The sequence below is a fragment of the Pantoea eucalypti genome, from assembly GCF_009646115.1.
Lineage (GTDB): Bacteria > Pseudomonadota > Gammaproteobacteria > Enterobacterales > Enterobacteriaceae > Pantoea > Pantoea eucalypti.
Genome location: NZ_CP045721.1, coordinates 497,766 through 517,746 on the forward strand (window position 1 = coordinate 497,766; position 19,981 = coordinate 517,746).

The 19,981-nt window shown below is 48.9% G+C and carries 18 protein-coding genes; 6 read left to right on the forward strand and 12 right to left on the reverse strand.

The window, feature by feature from the left end:
- Nucleotides 1-383 precede the first annotated feature (383 nt).
- Complete coding sequence (pagP, locus tag EE896_RS21150; protein ID WP_140915692.1) at nt 384-953, forward strand: lipid IV(A) palmitoyltransferase PagP; 570 nt, start codon at nt 384-386, stop codon at nt 951-953.
- An 18-nt stretch (nt 954-971) separates the two neighbouring features.
- On the opposite strand, the gene EE896_RS21155 is transcribed toward pagP, so the two are convergent.
- Both EE896_RS21155 and EE896_RS21160 read right to left on the reverse strand, forming a co-directional pair.
- Nucleotides 972-2,054 carry a tyrosine-type recombinase/integrase gene (locus EE896_RS21155; protein WP_181405302.1) on the reverse strand — a complete coding sequence of 361 codons (1,083 nt, stop codon included), beginning with the start codon at nt 2,052-2,054 and terminating at the stop codon, nt 972-974.
- 422 nt (nt 2,055-2,476) lie between these two features.
- The gene (locus EE896_RS21160; RefSeq protein ID WP_140915691.1) at nt 2,477-3,586 is read right to left on the reverse strand and encodes an SDR family oxidoreductase; all 1,110 of its coding nucleotides are present in this window, start codon (nt 3,584-3,586) and stop codon (nt 2,477-2,479) included.
- Nucleotides 3,587-4,675: 1,089 nt separating this feature from the next.
- On the opposite strand from EE896_RS21160, the gene EE896_RS21165 reads away from it, so the two are divergent.
- A complete protein-coding gene (locus EE896_RS21165; protein WP_003855058.1) occupies nt 4,676-4,906 on the forward strand; it encodes a hypothetical protein in 231 nt (76 codons plus the stop codon).
- Nucleotides 4,907-5,088: 182 nt separating this feature from the next.
- On the opposite strand, the gene EE896_RS21170 is transcribed toward EE896_RS21165, so the two are convergent.
- Nucleotides 5,089-5,352, reverse strand: a complete 264-nt coding sequence (locus EE896_RS21170) for a hypothetical protein (protein WP_370580742.1) — start codon at nt 5,350-5,352, stop codon at nt 5,089-5,091.
- Nucleotides 5,353-6,350: 998 nt separating this feature from the next.
- On the opposite strand from EE896_RS21170, the gene EE896_RS21175 reads away from it, so the two are divergent.
- From EE896_RS21175 to EE896_RS21190, 4 genes are all read left to right on the forward strand, one after another.
- Nucleotides 6,351-7,082 (forward strand): fimbrial biogenesis chaperone, encoded by a 732-nt coding sequence (locus EE896_RS21175; RefSeq protein ID WP_231572349.1) that lies wholly within the window; start codon nt 6,351-6,353, stop codon nt 7,080-7,082.
- Nucleotides 7,083-7,154: 72 nt separating this feature from the next.
- Nucleotides 7,155-7,688, forward strand: coding sequence for a CS1 type fimbrial major subunit (locus tag EE896_RS21180; RefSeq protein WP_140033894.1), 534 nt, complete (start codon nt 7,155-7,157; stop codon nt 7,686-7,688).
- 68 nt (nt 7,689-7,756) lie between these two features.
- On the forward strand, nt 7,757-10,177 hold the full coding sequence (locus EE896_RS21185; protein WP_238343244.1) for a TcfC E-set like domain-containing protein: 2,421 nt from the start codon (nt 7,757-7,759) through the stop codon (nt 10,175-10,177).
- A complete protein-coding gene (locus tag EE896_RS21190) occupies nt 10,174-11,445 on the forward strand; it encodes a hypothetical protein (protein WP_140915689.1) in 1,272 nt (423 codons plus the stop codon). Before EE896_RS21185 ends, EE896_RS21190 begins: the two co-directional genes overlap by 4 nt.
- 452 nt (nt 11,446-11,897) lie before the next feature.
- On the opposite strand, the gene EE896_RS21195 is transcribed toward EE896_RS21190, so the two are convergent.
- From EE896_RS21195 to EE896_RS21235, 9 genes are all read right to left on the reverse strand, one after another.
- Entirely contained in the window at nt 11,898-12,590 is a 693-nt protein-coding gene (locus EE896_RS21195) for an amino acid ABC transporter permease (protein ID WP_003855051.1), read from the reverse strand.
- Nucleotides 12,591-12,606: 16 nt separating this feature from the next.
- Entirely contained in the window at nt 12,607-13,311 is a 705-nt protein-coding gene (locus tag EE896_RS21200) for an amino acid ABC transporter permease (RefSeq protein WP_003855049.1), read from the reverse strand.
- Between the two features lie 64 nt (nt 13,312-13,375).
- On the reverse strand, nt 13,376-14,191 hold the full coding sequence (locus tag EE896_RS21205; protein WP_003855047.1) for a transporter substrate-binding domain-containing protein: 816 nt from the start codon (nt 14,189-14,191) through the stop codon (nt 13,376-13,378).
- A gap of 20 nt (nt 14,192-14,211) precedes the next feature.
- Nucleotides 14,212-14,949 (reverse strand): amino acid ABC transporter ATP-binding protein, encoded by a 738-nt coding sequence (locus EE896_RS21210; protein ID WP_140915688.1) that lies wholly within the window; start codon nt 14,947-14,949, stop codon nt 14,212-14,214.
- Nucleotides 14,950-14,961: 12 nt separating this feature from the next.
- Entirely contained in the window at nt 14,962-15,528 is a 567-nt protein-coding gene (locus EE896_RS21215; RefSeq protein WP_008924630.1) for a peroxidase-related enzyme, read from the reverse strand.
- Entirely contained in the window at nt 15,525-16,007 is a 483-nt protein-coding gene (locus EE896_RS21220; protein ID WP_003855044.1) for a CMD domain-containing protein, read from the reverse strand. The genes EE896_RS21215 and EE896_RS21220 overlap by 4 nt, the downstream gene beginning before the upstream one ends.
- Nucleotides 16,004-17,458, reverse strand: a complete 1,455-nt coding sequence (locus tag EE896_RS21225) for an NAD(P)-binding domain-containing protein (RefSeq protein ID WP_140915687.1) — start codon at nt 17,456-17,458, stop codon at nt 16,004-16,006. Before EE896_RS21225 ends, EE896_RS21220 begins: the two co-directional genes overlap by 4 nt.
- Before the next feature lie 354 nt (nt 17,459-17,812).
- The gene (locus EE896_RS21230) at nt 17,813-18,772 is read right to left on the reverse strand and encodes a LysR family transcriptional regulator (protein ID WP_105099765.1); all 960 of its coding nucleotides are present in this window, start codon (nt 18,770-18,772) and stop codon (nt 17,813-17,815) included.
- A gap of 561 nt (nt 18,773-19,333) precedes the next feature.
- Nucleotides 19,334-19,972, reverse strand: a complete 639-nt coding sequence (locus EE896_RS21235; RefSeq protein WP_008924628.1) for a TetR/AcrR family transcriptional regulator — start codon at nt 19,970-19,972, stop codon at nt 19,334-19,336.
- Nucleotides 19,973-19,981: the final 9 nt, after the last annotated feature.

Consider the following 19,981-nt stretch of genomic DNA (forward strand, 5'->3'; position numbering starts at 1 on the left):
GCATCGCCTGACTGCTTATGCTCAGAGAAATCAAAAACCCTCTCGTAAGCGTTTACGCGCAAGTGTGAAAAAACTTTAAAGCAAATGAGAAATATACGCATTGCGATTATCAATGCAAGATTTGGTTAACAAACAATGCTGATTCTTTCAGAAAAGTATTTATCGGGTTCGGACTGCTGGAGAGGATCGCCAGCAAGGAAGGGATTTTCACATCAGTGTAAAAGCGAATTTAACCTCGGTAAGCAAATGCTGCTTCACTTTAAATAATTATAAAATCCTGTAATTCCCGTTCATTGACCTGAAGTTTCCCTTTATCATGCAACAATCCCCGTCTTGATTCATTTTTTTCCTTATTTAACACCAGATATTGCAGGAATTCGTCAATGCGCAAAATTTTACCTCTTAAAGCGCTGATCATTACGTCCGTTTTCAGTGTATTTTCAGCCTCCGCCGCCACACTTATGCAGAATGTAAGTTCAGGCTGGGAAAATTTCAGCAATAACGTCGCCACCACCTGGCAGCAACCTGAGGGTATCGACTTTTACCTTCCCGCTATTACCTGGCACAACCGTGCAACCTACGATCGGGAACATATTAATAAATATAATGAAAGACCCTGGGGCGCAGGTGGCGGGATTTCCCGTTACGACGAAAAAGGCAACTGGAACGGCATCTATTTAATGGCGTTTAAGGACTCCTTTAATAAATGGGAACCCTTCGGTGGCTATGGCTGGGTGGCAACCTGGCGCCCGCTTGCTGATCAGAATTTTCACTGGGGCGCAGGTTACACTGTTGGCGTCACCGCACGACACAACTGGGACTATATTCCAGTGCCAGCCGTCCTGCCACTGGCCTCAATCGGCTATGGCGATCTCGATTTCCAGATGACCTATATTCCCGGTACGCATAACAACGGGAACGTCTATTTTGCCTGGCTGCGCTACCACTTCTGATTACCCTGAATGAAAGCGTTAGCGTGACATCGCCATGATAGAGAGATCGTTCAGGGAAAGCGTCTCGCCATCATAGCGATGTCGCAGCAGATAATAACTTTCGCAGTGAATAATCTGCTCAACTGCATCCGAGAAGGTGTTCATCGCGCTGCGCATCTGGCTCAGATAGTCATGAGTGTCATACACCCGGTCGATACCCTCCAGCGCATGATTCATGATTTTGCGGGCCACATCATTAGGCGTGTCGAGCGCGGAAAGTTTAGATCGTGCGGTCCGGCGCAAATCGCGCGGCGTAAAGGCTTCCAGCCCGAGTCCGCGTGGAGCGCGAATCATCCGGCGCAATGCCTGGTTCAGTGCGCCTTTTGACAGTGGCTGTTGCGGATCACGTGGCGCGGGCACCAGCCAGGGGGAATCGGGATCCGCATCGCGCAGCAATGCTTCAATGCATTGCTTCATCAGGGGTGAAATGGGTAACACATGTTCCCGCTGTGATTTGTTGCGTGTGCCCTGCATCCACAATCCTAACTGCAGATCGAACTCCGTTTTTTGCGCCTGTACGATTTCATCAGGCCGTCGGGCACTGACAAGACACAAACGCAGCGCCCAGCGGACTTGTTCTGATAATGCCCAGTTGTCCAGCCCATGCCAGAAAACCCAAATTTCCGCATCAGTGAGTTGCCGACTGCGCGGCGGCGTTGAGCGACCTGCGACATCCCGTTTCTTCATTGAGGCAATAGGTGAATGATCGAGATAACCCTGCATCTCAGCCCAGGCAAGGAATTGTTTAGTCAGCGCAAAGACCCTTCGCGCCTCCTCTTTTTTACCGTCGGCAATCAGAATGTTGTAGAGCCGGTTGAGCCGTAAACGGTTCAGTGCTTTGAGGGGCAGCAACCCGATGTTGGGCAGAACATGTTTTAGCAGCGATGAGATCGCAATCTCGGGACGCCGACGGCTACTTAGCAATGACAGTTTGACCCAGACTTTCATCACCTGCTCAACGGTGCCCTCATCGCCAAAATTATCCAGCTCACTAAGCGTGGCAGTTTTTACCTGCTCCAGCCAGACCAGTACATGACGGCCCACATACGCTGAACGGTCCATGGTCTGAGTCAGATTTGTTGTCACATCGCTACCTTGTTACTTCACTGCAAAGCGGGACATTCTAATGACAATGTGCATGTGACTCCAGACCTATTAAGTCTGGAGTCACAAAGACGCGTTTTGAGTAAAATTGAAGGCGTTGATGGGGTGTTATGCTGAACCAGAAAAGGGATTTTTACTGGATAAAAATGCGATACAGAAGCGCTTCAGGAGTGAAACATCAACGTAATGATCTTGTGACTCACTTATGTTCCTCAATGCCATCCATGGCGTATAAATTCCGGTCTCAATCTGGCTGCAAGTGATACCAGCCCGGGATGAACGCTGTGCGTCATCAGCTGCCAGCCTGACAGGATAATGATTTACACAGCCCGCTCTTCACCAAAACAGCATGTGCTTTACTGGCAGGCTCACCGTATCCACTATTTGAAATCAACCTGCATCAACTCGGCGATGGTGGAGTCGCGGGTTGTTACTACGCAGCGATCCAGGTAATCGGTAAATCTTGAGGGTTTGTTCATACCCAGTTGCAGCAGTTTGGAATTATCGAATACCACATTCAGGTTTGAGAAATGACCATACAAATTCATGGCGCGCAGCATGATGCGTTCGTTGCAGGGCCCGAACAGATCCTTAAAGGTTCTTCTGCTGTCAGAGAGCTGTTTATAGGACACCTTCTGATAATCAACGCCGAGTGCCCTGCTCCCTGATGCTTTAGCCATCGCTTCGTCAATTTCAGCGAAGGTCACACTGCTCTGTGTGCCAGCAGAGATATGAATCACCTCATTAATGACGTCTTCTGCATCAAGCAGCATCACCAGGGCATCCGCGCAGTAATCAACCGGAACGACATCAATACGATCGTCCAGGTCGCAGGTGAATTTCCCTAATGCCAGCGCCATACGGAATACCCAGAAAATACTGGCTGACGGCAGACAACCCTGATCGGAATGGCCCACGACGATTGATGGCCGGGCAATGACCAGAGGCAGTTCCGGCAGCTTTTCGGTCATCATTTTTTCAATTGAGGCCTTACTCCAGGTGTACTCGACAACATGCTGATCGCGGCTGGAATCGAGTCCGCCTTCAGTCACCAGCGAGCCACGCTCCGGTGCACAAGACATCGCCGTACCCACGTGGATAAATTTCTCAAGTCCCGCGACACGGCTCATGCGTTCAGCGAACTGGAATGTGCCTTCAACATTCACTTTCCAGATAGTGGGATTGTTACCAAAAGAGGCAACGGCAGCACAGTTAATAACGTGGGTGACGTCATTAATCCGATAGTCATTGATAAAGTTTTCCGTTAATGCCAGATCACCTAAAATGATATTTTCAGGTGTTATCGTGTGAATAACTGACTCACTTAAGCCAAAGTTTTTAAGGTTAGCTTTAAGCCTTTTTAGCCCTTCTTCAACCGTCTCGCCTCTGACCAGCAGCAGCAGCCTATCCCTGACCCTGTTCTGTAATAAATTTGCTACAACAGCCCCGCCTAAAAAACCTGTAGAACCAGTAATAAGGATTTTTTTCATGATAGTGCCATTTAATCTGATTGATCAAAGGAAGCATTACTAAACCGCTTCCCAAACAGGAAACAATTAAAAAATAAATTGTTCAGGTAAATCATTTCTGATGTATGCGCTGGTCAGTTCAGGTTTACTGCTGAGTCCGACGTCAATGCCTTCCAAACCTGTCACTTCGTAAACCCGACCAGTATAAGGCCAGTTTCTATCGCCAGGCTCAACAACACTGCAGATATTTTACGAAACACGTTCGTTGAAGATTTATTTATATTCTACACAGGAGTAATAACTGCTGACCTCCCCACTCTGCGGCTAAGCTGTCGCTTTAATTTGAACCATTTTCCTCAGTCGGGATCAAGCTATATTAGATTTATATTTTGTGAACTTTACAGGTTAGTTATAAATTAAGTTTATTAAGAATCCATTAGAACCGAATTATTTTTCAAAGATTGTCTGCAGGTTAAACAAAAACAATTTTAATTATTCATTAAGCAAGCCGTTTAAACAGCGTTTAATTATCATCGTTTTGTCTCTGCCAATCATAATAGTCTTTTTAAAACGCAGGCGCTCTGAGACGTTTCAGTGCCGCGTCAGACAGAAACGGTTTCCCGGCGAGGGAATTTAACACAAGAACGACACCCGCTCAAAGCATGACCAGTTCTCAACAGGATGCCATGGGTATTTTGTATGAATACGATCAATCCCTGACAACCCAGCCAGCCAAAGGCTCTCTTACTCGCATGAATGGCGTGAAAAGGGTCGAAACAGGCCGATGGGAAAGCGCGCGTCATGTCACGTTTAAAAGTATCGAGCCAAAAGAGCAATCTCTGCGACAGCCGGTTATTCTTCTGGTTCACAGTGACTACATGCCCTCTCACTTTATAAAGGAAAAGAATTCCTGCACGAAATATTATCTGTAAACAGATGCAGATTACTATTCTGAATAAAAACTCGCCATTTTTTCGCCTCACTGGCTGAAAAGCGTAACCACAGGTAACTATCTTCGTGATATCTGTATCCTGACGAGAGAAAAGAGCCAAAGAGGAGCTAAGCTCTGATGAGTTCAACGTGCAACTATGACTACCAGGATATTGAGTAATGAAAAAATTATCAGTTATCGTTATTGCTACCGGCCTGTTTTTGTCAGTAAATTTACAGGCTAATGCTGAAGGATGTCTTAAAGGAGCCGCAGTTGGAGGCGTGGCAGGTCATGTTGCTCATCATGGTGTTGCCGGAGCTGCAGCAGGCTGCGCAGTCGGTCACCATATGGCAAAGAAGAAGCAGAAAGAAGCTGAGAAAAATCAGCAGGCACAGCAGGCTCAGAAATAAGCTGAACTTTGGTGTTGACCTAAACCCGCCAATAGCCGGATAACACTTTATCCGGCTATTGTTGATTTTTATTGTTAACTACCCAGAATAAATACAGGTGTAGCTGTGCATGAACAGCAGGAATTCGCAGTTTATGTTTTACGCTGGCTCAAAAAATTATCACCTACCCCTCCCGCAGTTATTTAAGCATCATGATTTTGACGCCATTCATCGACCATCTGCTTTGAGACCTCTTTTTTATAACAGATCGGTGCATAACCACCCTGCTTGCTCCATGCGCTTCGTCCGCCACAGCTACTGCCATTTCGCGCAGCACTAAATGGGCATGCACATACACCAGGATATGAGACGATTGAATCCTCGATAATGCGCTGGCGAATGAGATCATCGTTTTGCTTTGATGTCTTCGCTTGAGACGCACCAACCCAAAATATTGTCAGGACGATAACCAGACTAAAAACGATTCTGTTGTTATTCACGATTTCCTCCAGAAGTGAGGAGGATAATTTAACGCAGTCCAATTCATCTCAATCCTGTGAACAACAGACTATTGTGTGCCTAATCCTGGAAATGTTCGGTGTCAGAGGCGAAGGCGAAGATTCTTACCCAATAAGATATCAAACGAAGATTACGCATTAAAAACCATATCTAAGCCACAGTTCAGAGAAAATCAAAAGCTAATCATAGCGTTCGACCTCCTGAAGACGTTTGTACGAGATAACAGTTATCATCGGCCACATGATTATTCATGAATGCTTTCACAAACGCTTCCTGATTGATAGTTAGATATGTCAGTTACCGTAGCCTTACAGGTTTTGGTCATGATAATGATAAAAAACCCCCCTGATATGACACTGACCATTAATTTTATTTACTTTGTAACCCTCCAGTTATTAAATGAATATCAGTACTATCATCTAAATTATATCTAAATATTAGAATAAAAACCTATATACTTCTTCTTTATACATATAAATTGTCGCAAACCTTCATCGATGTACAATTCTCAAACCCAGAGCACAGTGAGTTTGTCATCTCAGATAATGACATCACGTTTTATAGCGTTGCTTGCCTGAGGTTGGTTTTAGGATTCACGCTAAGCTTTATTCATTATGGGAGAAGGTCGTGGAACAAAAAAGAAAAGATAAAGTTATTGAGAAGTAATTTAAACAATGAATATGGCCAGCTGTAGTTGTTGATCGTACAACTCTATACGTTATGAACCTTAATTCTGGCTTGATATTTATAATTGCAATGCTGGATAGCAACCCCTTAATCATGGAATAAATTCAGGAATGCTGGCTTTTTCATTCTATCAGCCAGTACAGGCAAAACGGGTGAAACAGTATTGTGACATTTACTCATGGCCTTCGATCAGGGCTGAGTAATTCTATAAAGTTGGTTTTTTATGATAGTAAAATATACTAATCGGATAATTTCCTGTGTGAGTGCAGCCCTTGTTTTATTGTTATTTTCGCCATCAACTTTCGCCACACCCGTTATTGGCATCGGCAGTATGTATGATGTCCTGACGCCAGGAATGCAAAGTATGACTAAAAGAATATATAACACAGGTGACTCCACCGCATTTGTTCGGGTTGAGATTCTTGAAATACATCCTGAGCGACAGGATAAAAATAATGAGTTACCACAAAAAGAGGTATCCGGAAAAACACTGGAACGTGAGAGACTTATTGTGACACCACAGCGCCTTATTATTCCCCCATCAGGATTTCAGAGTGTCCGTATGCTCTGGCCTGGTGAGCGTAACAGTGAGCGATATTTTCGCATCAGATTCATCCCTGTTATGCCAGAGAGCGACGATGGCTTTGGACTTGATAAGAAAGCAGTGAGTGAATACCGTAAAGAAAACCTGCAGGCAGGACTTAATGTCCTCACCGGGTACGGAACTATTCTAATCGTCCAACCGGAAAAGCCTTTATTTAATACCGTGATACACGATGCGGCGCCAGACTCTTTATCAGTGCGAAATAACGGCAACGCTACGGTGTCACTGGATGCAATACGCCAATGTAAATTTGCGAATACGGATTGTGGTTCCGTAACACGAGAATTCATTCTTCCTGGCCGAACACACGATGTGAAACGGAAGGCAGGATATAAAACGAATTTCACTCTGATTGAGGGAAGCAACAAACGGAATTTGAGTTATTAATTCCGTAAATATCTTCAGGCGAAAGTTTGCCTGTAATTAAAGACCACTTAAAACGTTAGGATATTATTAAACATGAAACGCAACCTTTCTATTCTTAAAAAATCCTTTTCTACCGCACTAATTTCCTGTGCAATTTTAGGCGGCGCAGTTGCGCATGCAGCTGACAGCCAAAGCTATACCATCAATTTATCTGCAACTGTTCCTTCAGATACTTTTCAGGTGATCCCTGTTGATTCTGGCTGGATTAACCAGACACAGGATATGGCTTACGACATTTCTACCAGCAAACTTAAAGTCTTTGAGAAAGAGTTTCAGTATAAAAATACCAATGGTGGTATTCAGGCAACACTGACCGGAAACCTCAACTCTGATGGTAAACCGCAGCTATCTAATGGAACAGATGTTATTCCTCTGGCTGTGACATTTAATGGTGTAACCCTTAGCAAAACAGCTACAACTGTTGTTACCAATGAAAATGCCAAAGCCGGTGGTCGAACAATGTTAAAAATTTCTCAGGCTGATGAGAAGGCTCTCGATATGAGTGGTTCGTTCACTGGTTCAGTTGCAATGGTCTTTGAACCTGCTGTCGTTACGCCAGAGTCCTGATAAATATGAGTTAAATATTTCATTGAGCACACCAGATGAGGGCCGCCACAGGATTGTGGCGGTTTTTTATGAAAAAGACTCTTTTTGCACTTATTTTACTTCCGCTTATATCCCATGCTGATGATATGATGCTGGCCGCAAATATGCGGAAATTACCTGAAGATTTCCGCCGGTACTTCTACAACTCTGAGATTATTGTTCAGGTCTATCTGAATGACAGCCGGTTATTTGATGCGGCGGTTGCCTTAAAAGAAAATGGAAATATTCGTCTGCTGCGTATAATCGATGACGCTCAGGATACTGACCCGGAAATTCAGACGCTATGGCGTGATTTACTTGCAAAAGGCGTATCGATTGGTAAATGCGAGAAAAACTGTCCATCCGGCCTGATGGCGGTGCAGTACAAACTTGATAATTCTGTGCTGAAACTTTATACCCAGAATTATGAGACAGCCCGTGCCAGAAGCACATACATTTCCATGCCGGAAGAAACACCCGGTGGAATAATTATGTATAACGATGCATCGGTTACAACCTCGGAGGCATCACGAAGCTGGGGCATAAATTCATCGCTCACTTCATCTCTTGCTAACTGGAGCCAGAAAGCATCCTTTCAGTCATCCGGAACGAACGGTAGATATAACTATAGTAGTTCTAGTCTTTATGAACTCTACACGCAAAAAGAACTTCAGGGCAGTTTTATTCGCCTGGGCTTTTTTACTCCAGACAATGATACCGGTAATGTACAGACATCCGGATTCGGTTACGACACCGTAGTCGGTGCAATGTGGGGAACTTCAGATACACTCCTGGTCAGTACGGACAGTGTCAGCGCCTGGCCTGTTTATGTGACTGGACGTAATCGATCCATCGCAGAAGTCTGGCGTGATAATCGCCTGATTCATACCCAGGAATTACAGGCTGGTGTGCAGGCGCTGGACACCCGTCAGTTGCCTGGTGGCATTTACGATATAACCATTAAAATCATTGAAAATGGGCAAACCGTCGATACTCAGCAGGCGCAGATCTACAAACCTCAGGGATGGAGCGACCCAAACCGACGCTGGCGTATGAATCTCTGGAGTGGCCAGCACAGAACCCTGGCTTCTGGAAAGGGTCGCGTACGAGACGATAACCCTTATGCCGTTGGGGGTGGCATTGATGTGCTGGCACACCCCCGTGCTGTTCTGGGCATTAGCGGAGCGGCGACAGATAAGGAAAATCAGGTCAGAACACGGGCGAATATAACGCTATCCCCTGATGACAGTCTTTTTGCCCAATACACGCTGGGAAACACAGAATATCAAACGAACCAAAATACCGACATTCGCTATTATCGCAATATCTCCGGTGGCAGTTCTGCCAGCATATTCTGGCGCTCAACAACGTCAGATATCTATGGGCACAGAACGTCATCACGCCAGCAGGGCGATACATGGGGAAGCACCCTTTCGCTCCGGCTTCCCTGGTCAACATCCGTCATTGTTAACGGGCAATATATGGATACTGTCTGGCGCCGCGGATTGGGTGCCGATATATCACTGACCACGCTGGCCTCTCTGTCCGGACATGACATAAATTATCGGGTCAGCGCATACGACCGCCCCGGCTTTAATGACAATCGTCGCGACCATGGTATTTCATTTGGTGTCAGCATCTCACTGGCACCGGCGGCACGGCACATCCTGTCAACTGAAACAGGCATGAACCAGAACCATGGGTATTCCAGTCTGAACTATCAGTGGCAGCCCGGAGAGGACAGTAGCATCCGCACTCTCGGAGGCGGCGTCTCATACAGTCAGCTAAATACCGTCATCAGCGGCAATGCCTCAGTTGATACGCCGTACGTTAGCGGAGATGGTTACGTTCAACATAATACTCAGGGTAATACCAACGTAGCGGGCGGTAATCTGAGCCAGGTTCTGGTTATTGGCGGAGGCAAAATGGCGTCTGTCAACGGAAGTAAAAGTCGTAGCATGGAGTCCGCCCTGATTGTCGACGTGGACTCAGATGATGACACGACGAATATCCTGGCTTCAGGCCGGATGGCTGAGACGCGGTTGAAAGTGGGTCGTAATATTGTACCGGCAGAGTTGTGGAAAAAAGATAACGTCCAGTTTACTGCCAGTGGCGGTGATGCTGTACAGGTCTCACCAGCCTTCGACAGTGTGCAGATGCAACGTGGCAGCGTGAAATACATAAAAGTAAAGGCAGTGAAGACCTTCACTCTCGTAGGGATGCTGCAGGACGAAAATGGCAATGTCCTGAGAAACCGCTATGTGAACACTGATGTAGCCAGTGGCGTGATAAACGCTGAGGGAGTACTGACACTGGACTCCGGAACAGATAACAGAAAACTTAAGATCAGGGCCGAAGAAGGTTTACCCGCAATGCAGTGTGACCTCCCGACCGGAATCGACAGAAATAAAAAAGTGCAATTCATCAGCGCAATAAAATGCCGGGCTATCGACACGGGAGACAAAAAATGAAGAGCGTAATATTACGGTTTATGATGAGCACCCTGCTGCTTGCCGGCTGTGCATCGGCCAACGCCGCAACAATGGATATCACAGCATCGTTTTCACCTTCGATGGAAAACCCGGAAAATAACACTTTCACAAATACAACAAAACAAAGTGGGTATTGCAGCGCCGACCCCGGCGAATGCATAGAAAATAATGTATTTAGCATTAGCATGGGGGAAATAACCGCTTCTCTGGCAACGTCAGGAATTATCGCTAACTCAACGCCCAGAATGGGGATGTATTACAAAATGCCGGGGGCGTGGCGAAATGTCACAGCAACAAATAAGGACACGGGATCACAAGTGACGATTAGCTTTAGAGCCAACGCCTTTTCTGCCCAGTACAACACGAATGGTGACTGGACACTTACAAAGTATGGCGAAGCGTGGAATGGCGGATCTTTTGTTTATGCGCCTTCACCCTGCGGTTACTCAGGCGTGGGTAAGTATACCCCTAAATTTTACATGTTTATGTGGAAATGGCCTATAAGCGATGCAGCATGTTACAAAACGGCGACGAAAGACCTTACCGGGGAGCCCTATTTAATCAGTGACACCAGTCTTGGCTATGAACTTAAAACACCAGATCCATTGAAAATGGAATCCGGCATTTATACTGGAAGGCTAGCCCTACGTGTCGGACCTGGAGGCGATATCGATTTCGGTGACAACTTTCAGGCATCAGACAACGAACTCGATATCAATTTTACACTGACCGTGAATCATGAACTCAAACTGACAACGACACCCGAAAACCGGGCAGTGTCCCTGCAGCCCTGTGCGCCCGGCCGCATCTGTAGTGAAGAGGAAGGTTCTGCAAACTGGGAGCGATGGATGGTGAACCGTATCACTCCTGAACTGACCGGAAAAAGTAACTTTAATCTTTCAAGCTCTGGCGAATTTACGGTTTATCTCCAATGCGAGCAGCAGAGCGGTTCAGACTGCGCCCTTAAAAGCGACAACACGCCTTCGCAGACCGTGCCCGTCCGGACCCTTCTGACCCTGCCGGAGAATATTATTGATCATTCAACAGGCTCAACCGTGTCAAAACGGCGACTGACCACAGGGAAAGATTTAACAAAAAACGTATTCACAACAAAAAGCTTTGGTCAGAACAGAGCTGGAAGCATCGAATTTCTGGTAGGGCAAAAAGACGTTGATACCATGCTAAAAACCCGCCCGGATACGTATCGTGGTGCTGTAACAGTCATCTTTGATCCGGATATTTATTAAAATCAATCTGGCAATGCCGCTGTTTTTATCATGTTGATGGATTAAAAGGCGCTGAAACAGAACGTTTCCGTTGCGGGCAATCAGTTCGCAACGGGAATAATCACGACATCAACGTTTTATCATGGCTCTTCATCACAACGATAAAAATGCAGTTAGTAATTCACTTATGTATAGCGCAGTAACTGGCTGATACGCATTCAGGGTGAATGCCGTTCATCCTGTACGGGTTATTCAGTCATCAACAATGGGGCCTGCCCTGCTCCAGGGTTTAAGGGCATGCCTGTATAGGCCAGGTGTCTGTTTTCGGTTCATGGTCTGACTAAACGACATAAAAAATCCGGAAACGAAACGCTTCCGGATTTTTATACAGTTGCTGGATTGTTTAATCGCCAATTATCAAAACGGCATCAACCCGTTTAGTGACTTGCCGGTCAGGTAAAGCACGATACTGATTAAGTCCGCACGCGCAGCGCTGCCTCAATCCTGTCAGCAATTCGGGTGACTAAGTAGGCAATTACCATGTAGAACACCACCGCAATCAGGAAAGCTTCGAGATAATAGAAGTTCAGTGCTGCCGTCAATTGTGCCTGAGCAAAGATATCGACTACTTCAATGGCAAATGCCAGCGACAGCGCTTTCATGATCACCATAAAAGCATTTGCCAGATCGGGAATCGCCGCGACGATAATCTGCGGGAACATCACCCGACGAAACAGCTGTCCGCCGCTGTAACCGAGTGACAGGGCGGCATCCGACTGGCCGTTGTCAAACGAGTTCAGTGCCCCTTTCCACACTTCAGCCTGGAATGCTGCGACGCAGGCGCTTAACGCCACGATTATGATCACCCAGTTCGGCAGCGAGTGTGCATTGACTTCCACGCCCAGTAACGTGGCAACAAAGTGCAGCGCCGGAGGCAAGCCGTAATAGGCGAGGAAAATGACCACTACCATCGGCACACCTTTGAAGGCGATTTTGTAGATAATCACCAGCTGGCGCAGCACCGGCATGCGGCGATGCTCAATAAAGGCAAACAGCCCGCCCAGTAGTGTCGAACAGATAAAAACTGTAACAGCCATCAACAGCGTCACTGGCACCGCATCAAGAATGCTCCAGAAGTCCGGCAGCAAAACCTCAGCATCAAACATGGTTTTTCTTCCTCACTCAAACGCTGGTGGTGAACTTCACGCGCGCAGCAGACTTCGAGCTGTATTTCGCATGACGTTGTTCAAAGAAGCGGATAACCAGCCATGCGACGCCACACAGCAGCGAATAAAGTACGGCCAGCACGAGATAGGTGCCGAACTGATACTGGTTGTAATCGCGTTCCATAATCAGGTGCGCGGTCGCCATCACATCAGCTGCACCGATGTACATCACCAGTGCCACGTTGTGAATCAGATAGATGATTGCATTACCGTAACCCGGCAGCGCAAAGTGCACCGCCTGCGGGCCAACGACACGCAGCATTTTCTGGCGGAAACTGTAACCAAGGCTGTCGGTGGCATCGTGCTGACCACGTTCAACCGCGAGGTAAGCCGGGCGCATCACTTCCGATAAATAACCGCCGTGATACAGGCTCAGACCAATCATTGCCGCCACGTTGGCCGTGAAGAAGTCGTTAAAGCCAAAGTTATCGGTGATCAGTGGCATGCCGTAGAAAGCCACAAACAGCTGCAATACAACCGGCACGCTGCGGGCATAAGAAACGTAGAGATCGGCCAGCTGGCTGAGCACGGGAATACGGCGCACGCGGAAAAAGGTCGCGATCAGCGCCAGAAAAAACCCGACAATCATCGCCACAAACATGATGCCGAGCGTTAAAGGCAGTGCCGACAGCAGTTCTGGAATCATGGAGGAAAGATTCACGGTTAAACACTCCTGCTAATAAGGACAGCATGCGCCCGGCTCATCGCCGGACGCAGTGAATCTATTACTTCATGTATTTGGAGACGTCTTCGCCAAACCACTTTTGCGCCAGCTTATCGAGCGTGCCGTCCGCCTTCAGCTCTTTCAGCGTTTTCGTGATGTCATCATTCAGTGCCTGATTCTGAGCAGAGCGGTGGATCAGAACATAGGTATTGTTAATGACCACCGGCTCACTGGCTTTGATAGCCAGCTTCTGGTTGTCGATTACCGTTTGCTCACCGAGGTTTGAAGGCAGGATGAGTGCGTCATATTTACCGTTCTGTACTTCTTTCAGACGATCCGGATAAGGCACCCCGGCGCTGGACGCTTTGATGGTGATCTTGTCGTTCGGGTTATCCTGCTGCCACTGGGTGACGAACTTATACACGCCCCCACCTGCGGTGACAGGCACGATCTTCTTGCCGACCAAATCTTTCATACCATTGATATTGCTATCGCTGCGGCTGTAGATCTTCATCAGGCTGGCACCGATTGGCGCATCAGGTATCAGGAACTGTTTGCTGCGCGCAGGCGCTTTATAGTATCCGCCGGTGGCCATGTCATATTTGCCGGTTACCAGGCCGGTTTCCTGTGCGATATCCGCCGCACCTTCCATCACAAATTTGTACTGTGGCAGTTTCGCGTTGATGGCTTTCAGCACGTCCGGCTCGTATCCCTCGGGTTCGTGACCAATTGCGCCCCATGACAGCGGCTTGGATTCTGCAGCGGTGGCGATTTTGATAGTACGTACGGCGTCAGCAAAGCTGTTACCGCTGATCAGGGCCAGTGCGATGATGCCAGGCGCGGCCAGGCGACGTAATGTGGTTTTGATTGCAGGCATGTTTTTGATTCCTTTAATTATTAGAATAATTTTTCTGAGTTGAGGAACTGGGCAAGGCGCGGCAGCGTTGGGTTATCAAACATCTCTGCTGGCGTCCCCTGCGCCGCCACCACACCCTGATCCATAAACACGATGCGATTCGAAATGCTTTTCGCAAACTGCATTTCGTGCGTCACCAGCAGCGAGGTAATGCCGGATGACGCCACATCTTTAATCACTTTAAGCACTTCACCCACCAGCTCAGGATCGAGCGATGAGGTCGGTTCATCAAACAGCATCACATCCGGACGCACCGCCAACGCACGGGCGATACCGGTCCGCTGTAACTGGCCGCCCGATAACTGCGATGGATAGTGATCGAGCCGGGTTCCCAGGCCTACGCGTTCCAGCTCCTGCACGGCGATGTCGCGCGCTTGCTGTTTGGTTTTACGCTGGATAACAATCAACGGATCCATCACATTTTCCAGCACCGTCATATTTTTAAACACGTTAAACTGCTGAAACACCATGGCAGTGCGCAGACGGATAGCCTGAATCGCTGCTTTGTCGGGTGACTGATAATCCATGCGGATCTGGTCGAGTTGAATCGTCCCCGCTGACGGCTTCGCCAGGTAGTTAATGCAGCGCAGCAGCGTAGTTTTCCCCGTACCACTTGGCCCAATGATCGAAACCACATCGCCGCGTTTTACTGACAGATCGACACCTTTCAGAATCGGGTTACTTCCGTACGCGAGCGTAATATTGTTGAGTTCTAACATCCGGTGCAGCCCTTATTTGTTCAGGTCAGCATGGCCAAGCACATGCATCAGACGGTTGGCCCAGCCAAAGATGGCGATAGCGTGGATCAGATCGATAATCTCCTGATCGTTCATGCCGACGGCGCGAAGTGCGGCAACATCTTCCGGCGTGGCTTCAGACGGTGTGACCGATAAACGACGCGCAAAGTGATAAATAGCCGCGTCGCGTTCACCCAGCACGTCCGCACGGTCGAAATAGATGGCACTGACCACGGCGTCGCTGTCGGCCAGCTGTGCATGACGGCGCGCATGCACCACCGCACAGTAGCGGCAACCGTTAACAATGGAAGCACCCAGTGCGCCAAGTTCACGATCCGCGCGGTTCAGACCACCGTCAACATACATAATGGCGTTGAATAAACCGGTACGCGCAGTGTAGCTCTCTGGATCGTGTACCAGCGTGCGCACATACTCTGAGATCTTCTTGTTGGACGGCGTCACTTTCATCGCATCAAGCTGTGCCGGCGTTGCCTGTTCAACCTCTACGGGTGTGATATAGGGATGCCAGTGCAGCGGCTTGAGATTAACCGACGGAATCATGCGGACCTCATCAGACGTAAGCCAGCCGCGACCCGCGTCTGGAAGTTAAGAAAGGCGATCAGTTCAGAGAGCGCGACAATTTGCGGGTTGCTCAAGCCGGCCTGCTCCAGCAGGCGAATGTGCTGTTCAGTCGCCTGAATCGGGTGCTGTGTCACCATGTCAGCATGGCGTGCAATCGATGCCAGCGGTTCCTCATGCACAGGATTACCGGCCGCGAGCGCCAGTAACGCGTCAGACGGGTTCAACACTGCCAGCTGTGCATGATAATCGCGTTGCAGCGGTTCATCCGCGTTCAAGACCGCCATACGTTGCGCCAGCGCCAGACGGAGAACCGCAGGCAAACCCTGTTCGTCTTCCGGCGTTAACACTGACAGACGGCACGCTTCTGCACCCTCAACAAATTCGGGACGCAGGCGGCGCGTCTGATACAACGCTTCTTCGGGTACTAATCCGGCTGCCTGATCAATAACGTCGCTCACAACGCGTTCTCCTGTTTTAGTTGCGGGGTTGAATCTACCCATTCATCGCCCAGTAATTCCGGGGTGTTAAAAGCCTGTAAGTTGGCGTAGTGCTGCCCGACGTCATCGGCAAACAGTGAAGCAGCAATGCCGCGCACCAGGCGTTCCGCTCCTGCACTCACTGCAGGAATATCGCCAGAAACTTTGCCGTGCGTCAGCATCGCAGCATCATTGAAACAGTGAATGTGTGCCAGTATCGGGCAGGCACCCGGCGTCAATTCGCGGAATTCAAACGAAGGACCGAGATCCGGCGCTTCCAGCAGGCTGTGTCGTGCAGTCCCCATTTCCGGCTGATAGCGTCCGTCGGACCAGCTACGAATATGTGGCGCAATGGCAGCAAACTCCGGACGACCGTGAAAATCGTTGGTGAAGCCGGTGGCGGCGATCAGGAAGTCGTAGCGCAATACGCCCTGGGTCGTTTCGATCAGCAAGCCATCGGCTTCCTGCTTAACGGCCTTGATGGCGCAGTCGAGGAAGAAACGTGCATTGTCATGACGGGATACGCGCAGGGTTGAAGCACGCGGCGGCGGCGTTTGCGTCGCGGCGGTGTAATCGACAAACTTCCACTTCCAGACGTCGGGGAGTTGATACATGCCATGCACCACGCCCTGACTGCCAATGCCCGTCATCTTGTTAATGCGCGGCATTTCTTTACGTCGGATCAGCAGATCGACTGTGGCAGCGCCCTGCTCCAGAGCGGTGGCAGCGTTATCCATCGACGATGCGCCTGCGCCAATCACCGCGACGCGTTTGCCCTGTAATGCGGCAAAATTGATGTTATCGGCGGAGTGTGCCCAGAACTGGCGATCGATACCTTGCAGGAAATCCGGGACGGCAAAACCACCGAGTCCTGAACGCCCGGTAGCCAGCACCAATCGGCGTGTGTAGACGCGCCCGGTTTCGGCACCGTCCAGATCGAGCGCAATAAGATCCCCGGCCTGCGCGATATGGGTGACACGCACGTTGTTCTGCACCGGCAGATTCAATACCCTGCGGTACCAAATCAGGTAATCCATCCACTGCGCTTTAGGAATTTTGTCCAGTGCTTCCCATGCTTCATTCCCCCACTGTGCCGTGAACCATGCACGGAAGGTCAGCTGCGCGAGCCCAAGAGCCGGACCGTGTAGCGTTTTCGGCGAGCGCAGCGTTTCCATGCGCGCAAAAGTAACCCACGGCCCTTCCAGCCCTGCGGGCGCAGTGTCATAGGCCACCACATTGCTAATGCCGGTGAACTGTAATTTAGCGAGCGCTGCCAGACCGCACATGCCCGCACCAATCACCACTACATCGCGAACGGGTGCGCTCTGATAAGTCCGTTCCGGTACCCATGATTTGGCAGGCAGCTCCAGAAACTCCAGATCCTGCTGAAGCTGAGCTTCCAGCGCATCAAGACCTTTGGCGACAAATGTCATAAAGCAATCCCCTGGTGTCAGCGATCGCATGAGAGCGAGCGAAAACGGTCAATGTGCGTCAATGAGACGGCCTTTTATTATCTTCAAAACACATAATAGGCGGCTAACAATCATTAAAACGCATAGTAAGAACTAAGTTTTCGCATAATCCTCTTGCCCTAATTCAGAGTCAATAACTCCGCTCATGATTCGACCAATGGATTTCTTATATCTTATGCTGAAAAAGCTATAAGCATTGAATATGAAGGGGTTTTTTTATAAATGGGTGTCTGGTTCTGCCTTAATACCTGCAGTAAAAACGATCTCTATATCGCAGCCTTCCACTTGATAGTGACGTTAAAACGAAAACCGTTATTAATCCTGATTGATGATTCGCATAATGCGAGGGTGTTCACTGGCAGTCAGACGTTTAAATCCAGGCAGCAACTGCGCGGCGGCATCTGCCAGCGCCTCCACCAGCGCCTGCGCCGCGCTGGAAAGCTGGCGGCCCTGAGGCGTGATCACACCAAAAAAGTAAGGGATATCTTCCTGAAGCGGGCGGATCGCCACACCGGCCAGCGGCATGCCCCAGCCTGTAACCGGTTCGAGGATCGCCACACCTAATCCAGCCCGCACGCAGCCCAGAATATTCGCCGACGAATTGGTTTCAATAGTTTCCATCAGCGGCGCTTTGACCTTCTTCAGCGCTTTATCATAGCGGCCACGCAAACGCTGCGGACTCCAGGGGGCAATTAAACGGCGGCCTGCTAACTGACTCAGCGATAGCGTACTGTTCAATGCCAGCTCATCTTTTTCCGGCAGCGCGACCACGCATTGCGACTGTCCAATCCAGTGCAACTCAACCGCGTGATGTTCTAGAGGCAAACTGCACAAACCGATGTCAGCCTCTGCGGTGATCACCGCATGCGCCGTCTGAACGGCGGATTCACTGATGATTTGCACTTTGTTTTGCAGATTCAGTGCAGCCAGTGCCTGTGGCAATAAGCCGGCAGCGAGCGCGGGCGTAGCCGCAATACTGAGCGGGCGATGCTGCTGATGCGCAATTTCCTGAGCACGCAGGCGTATCTGCTGTAATGACAGCAGCGCTTTTTGCACATACTGATGCAGCTGCAAGGCCTCTTCTGAGGGATGAATGCGCGGACCATTACGAATAAACAGTGGGTAACCCAGCGACTGCTCCAGCTCCTGAATCAGACGGGAAACGGCGGGTTGTGAGCGGTTTAGCACTTTGGCTGCCGCGGTGACGCTGCCCGCAGAGATTACCGCCGAGAAGGCTTCCAGCTGACGCAGATCGAGGTCATTTAACAAAGTCATCGCGAGGATTCTTCCCTAAGTCATTGATCGTTCCCGATAAACACACGGGAAAAAATCCATCATAGAGAGAGTTTGTCAAATTAGCCATAACGACAAAAATCGCGTGGCAGTTGCCGATTCGTCACGGCGTGTATCCGGCGACTGAATGCAGGGGCAAGCTCAGCGATTTCTTCCTGCACGCCTGGCGGCATCTCTTTGCAAATTGAACCGTCTTATATCTGACACCCCTACTCCTTGCGGCAGTCGTCTTTGAAATTGCGTCGGGTACCGGGTTATCGGCTTTAAACGTTGGCAGATCGTTTAATAACGGCAATGCGTTTTCAGGGTTCTGCTGGTTATTTATTTTAATGGGCACCATCTGATATTAATCATCACGACACTTTCAGGTCACAGGCCAGAAATTTGAATACGGTGTGCATATGTTCAATTCTGATAAGGTAAAAGATCTTTTAAAAAAACGTCCTTTATCGATCCAGCCGCAGACTACCCTCTCGTCGGTGCATTCAAGCACAATCATTTTTTTTCTTCTGTTTCGTCGACGAACAATGGTGCCAACCGCAATCATGCGGATGCCTTAACCGAGAGTTGCCCGGCTTTATTATAATTTTCCGCCAGTATCGTCCTGACAATAAAATCGTTAGTGCTTTGAAGTTCTTTTATCTCAGGCTGAAGTTTTCCATAAATCCTCATGCCCTCCAGCATCATAAAAATGCTTTGAGCCATGACCCTGGCATGTTCATCCTGCCGAAAGATACCCTCCTGCTGACCTCTTACTAATATCCATTCTAATTCATTGATAATATTATTGAATTTAGAAGATACTTTTGATTTTACCTCTTCGTCCCCAGGTAAAAGCTCACTGGCTGCTGCAATAGTAAAGCAGCCTTTCTCTCCCAAAGGAGCAGATGATAGCTGGGCCACAAATTCAAGCATTTCTCGCAGCGCTGCCTCAGGCGACATTTCTGCATTTCGCTTTGCCGTTCTTGAATTGCCATCCTCCATGTAGCGCTGTAATGCAGCAAGGTATATAGCGCGCTTATCCGGATAAAGCTTATAAATACTGGCACTCGCCAGGCCTGAGGCTTTCATGAGGTCAGCCATCGATGTCGCCTGGTATCCGTTTCGCCAGAAACATTCAAGTGCTGTATTGAGAAACACGTCTGGATCGAACTCTCTCGGTCTTCCCGCAGCTGCTTTCATAGGGCTCTC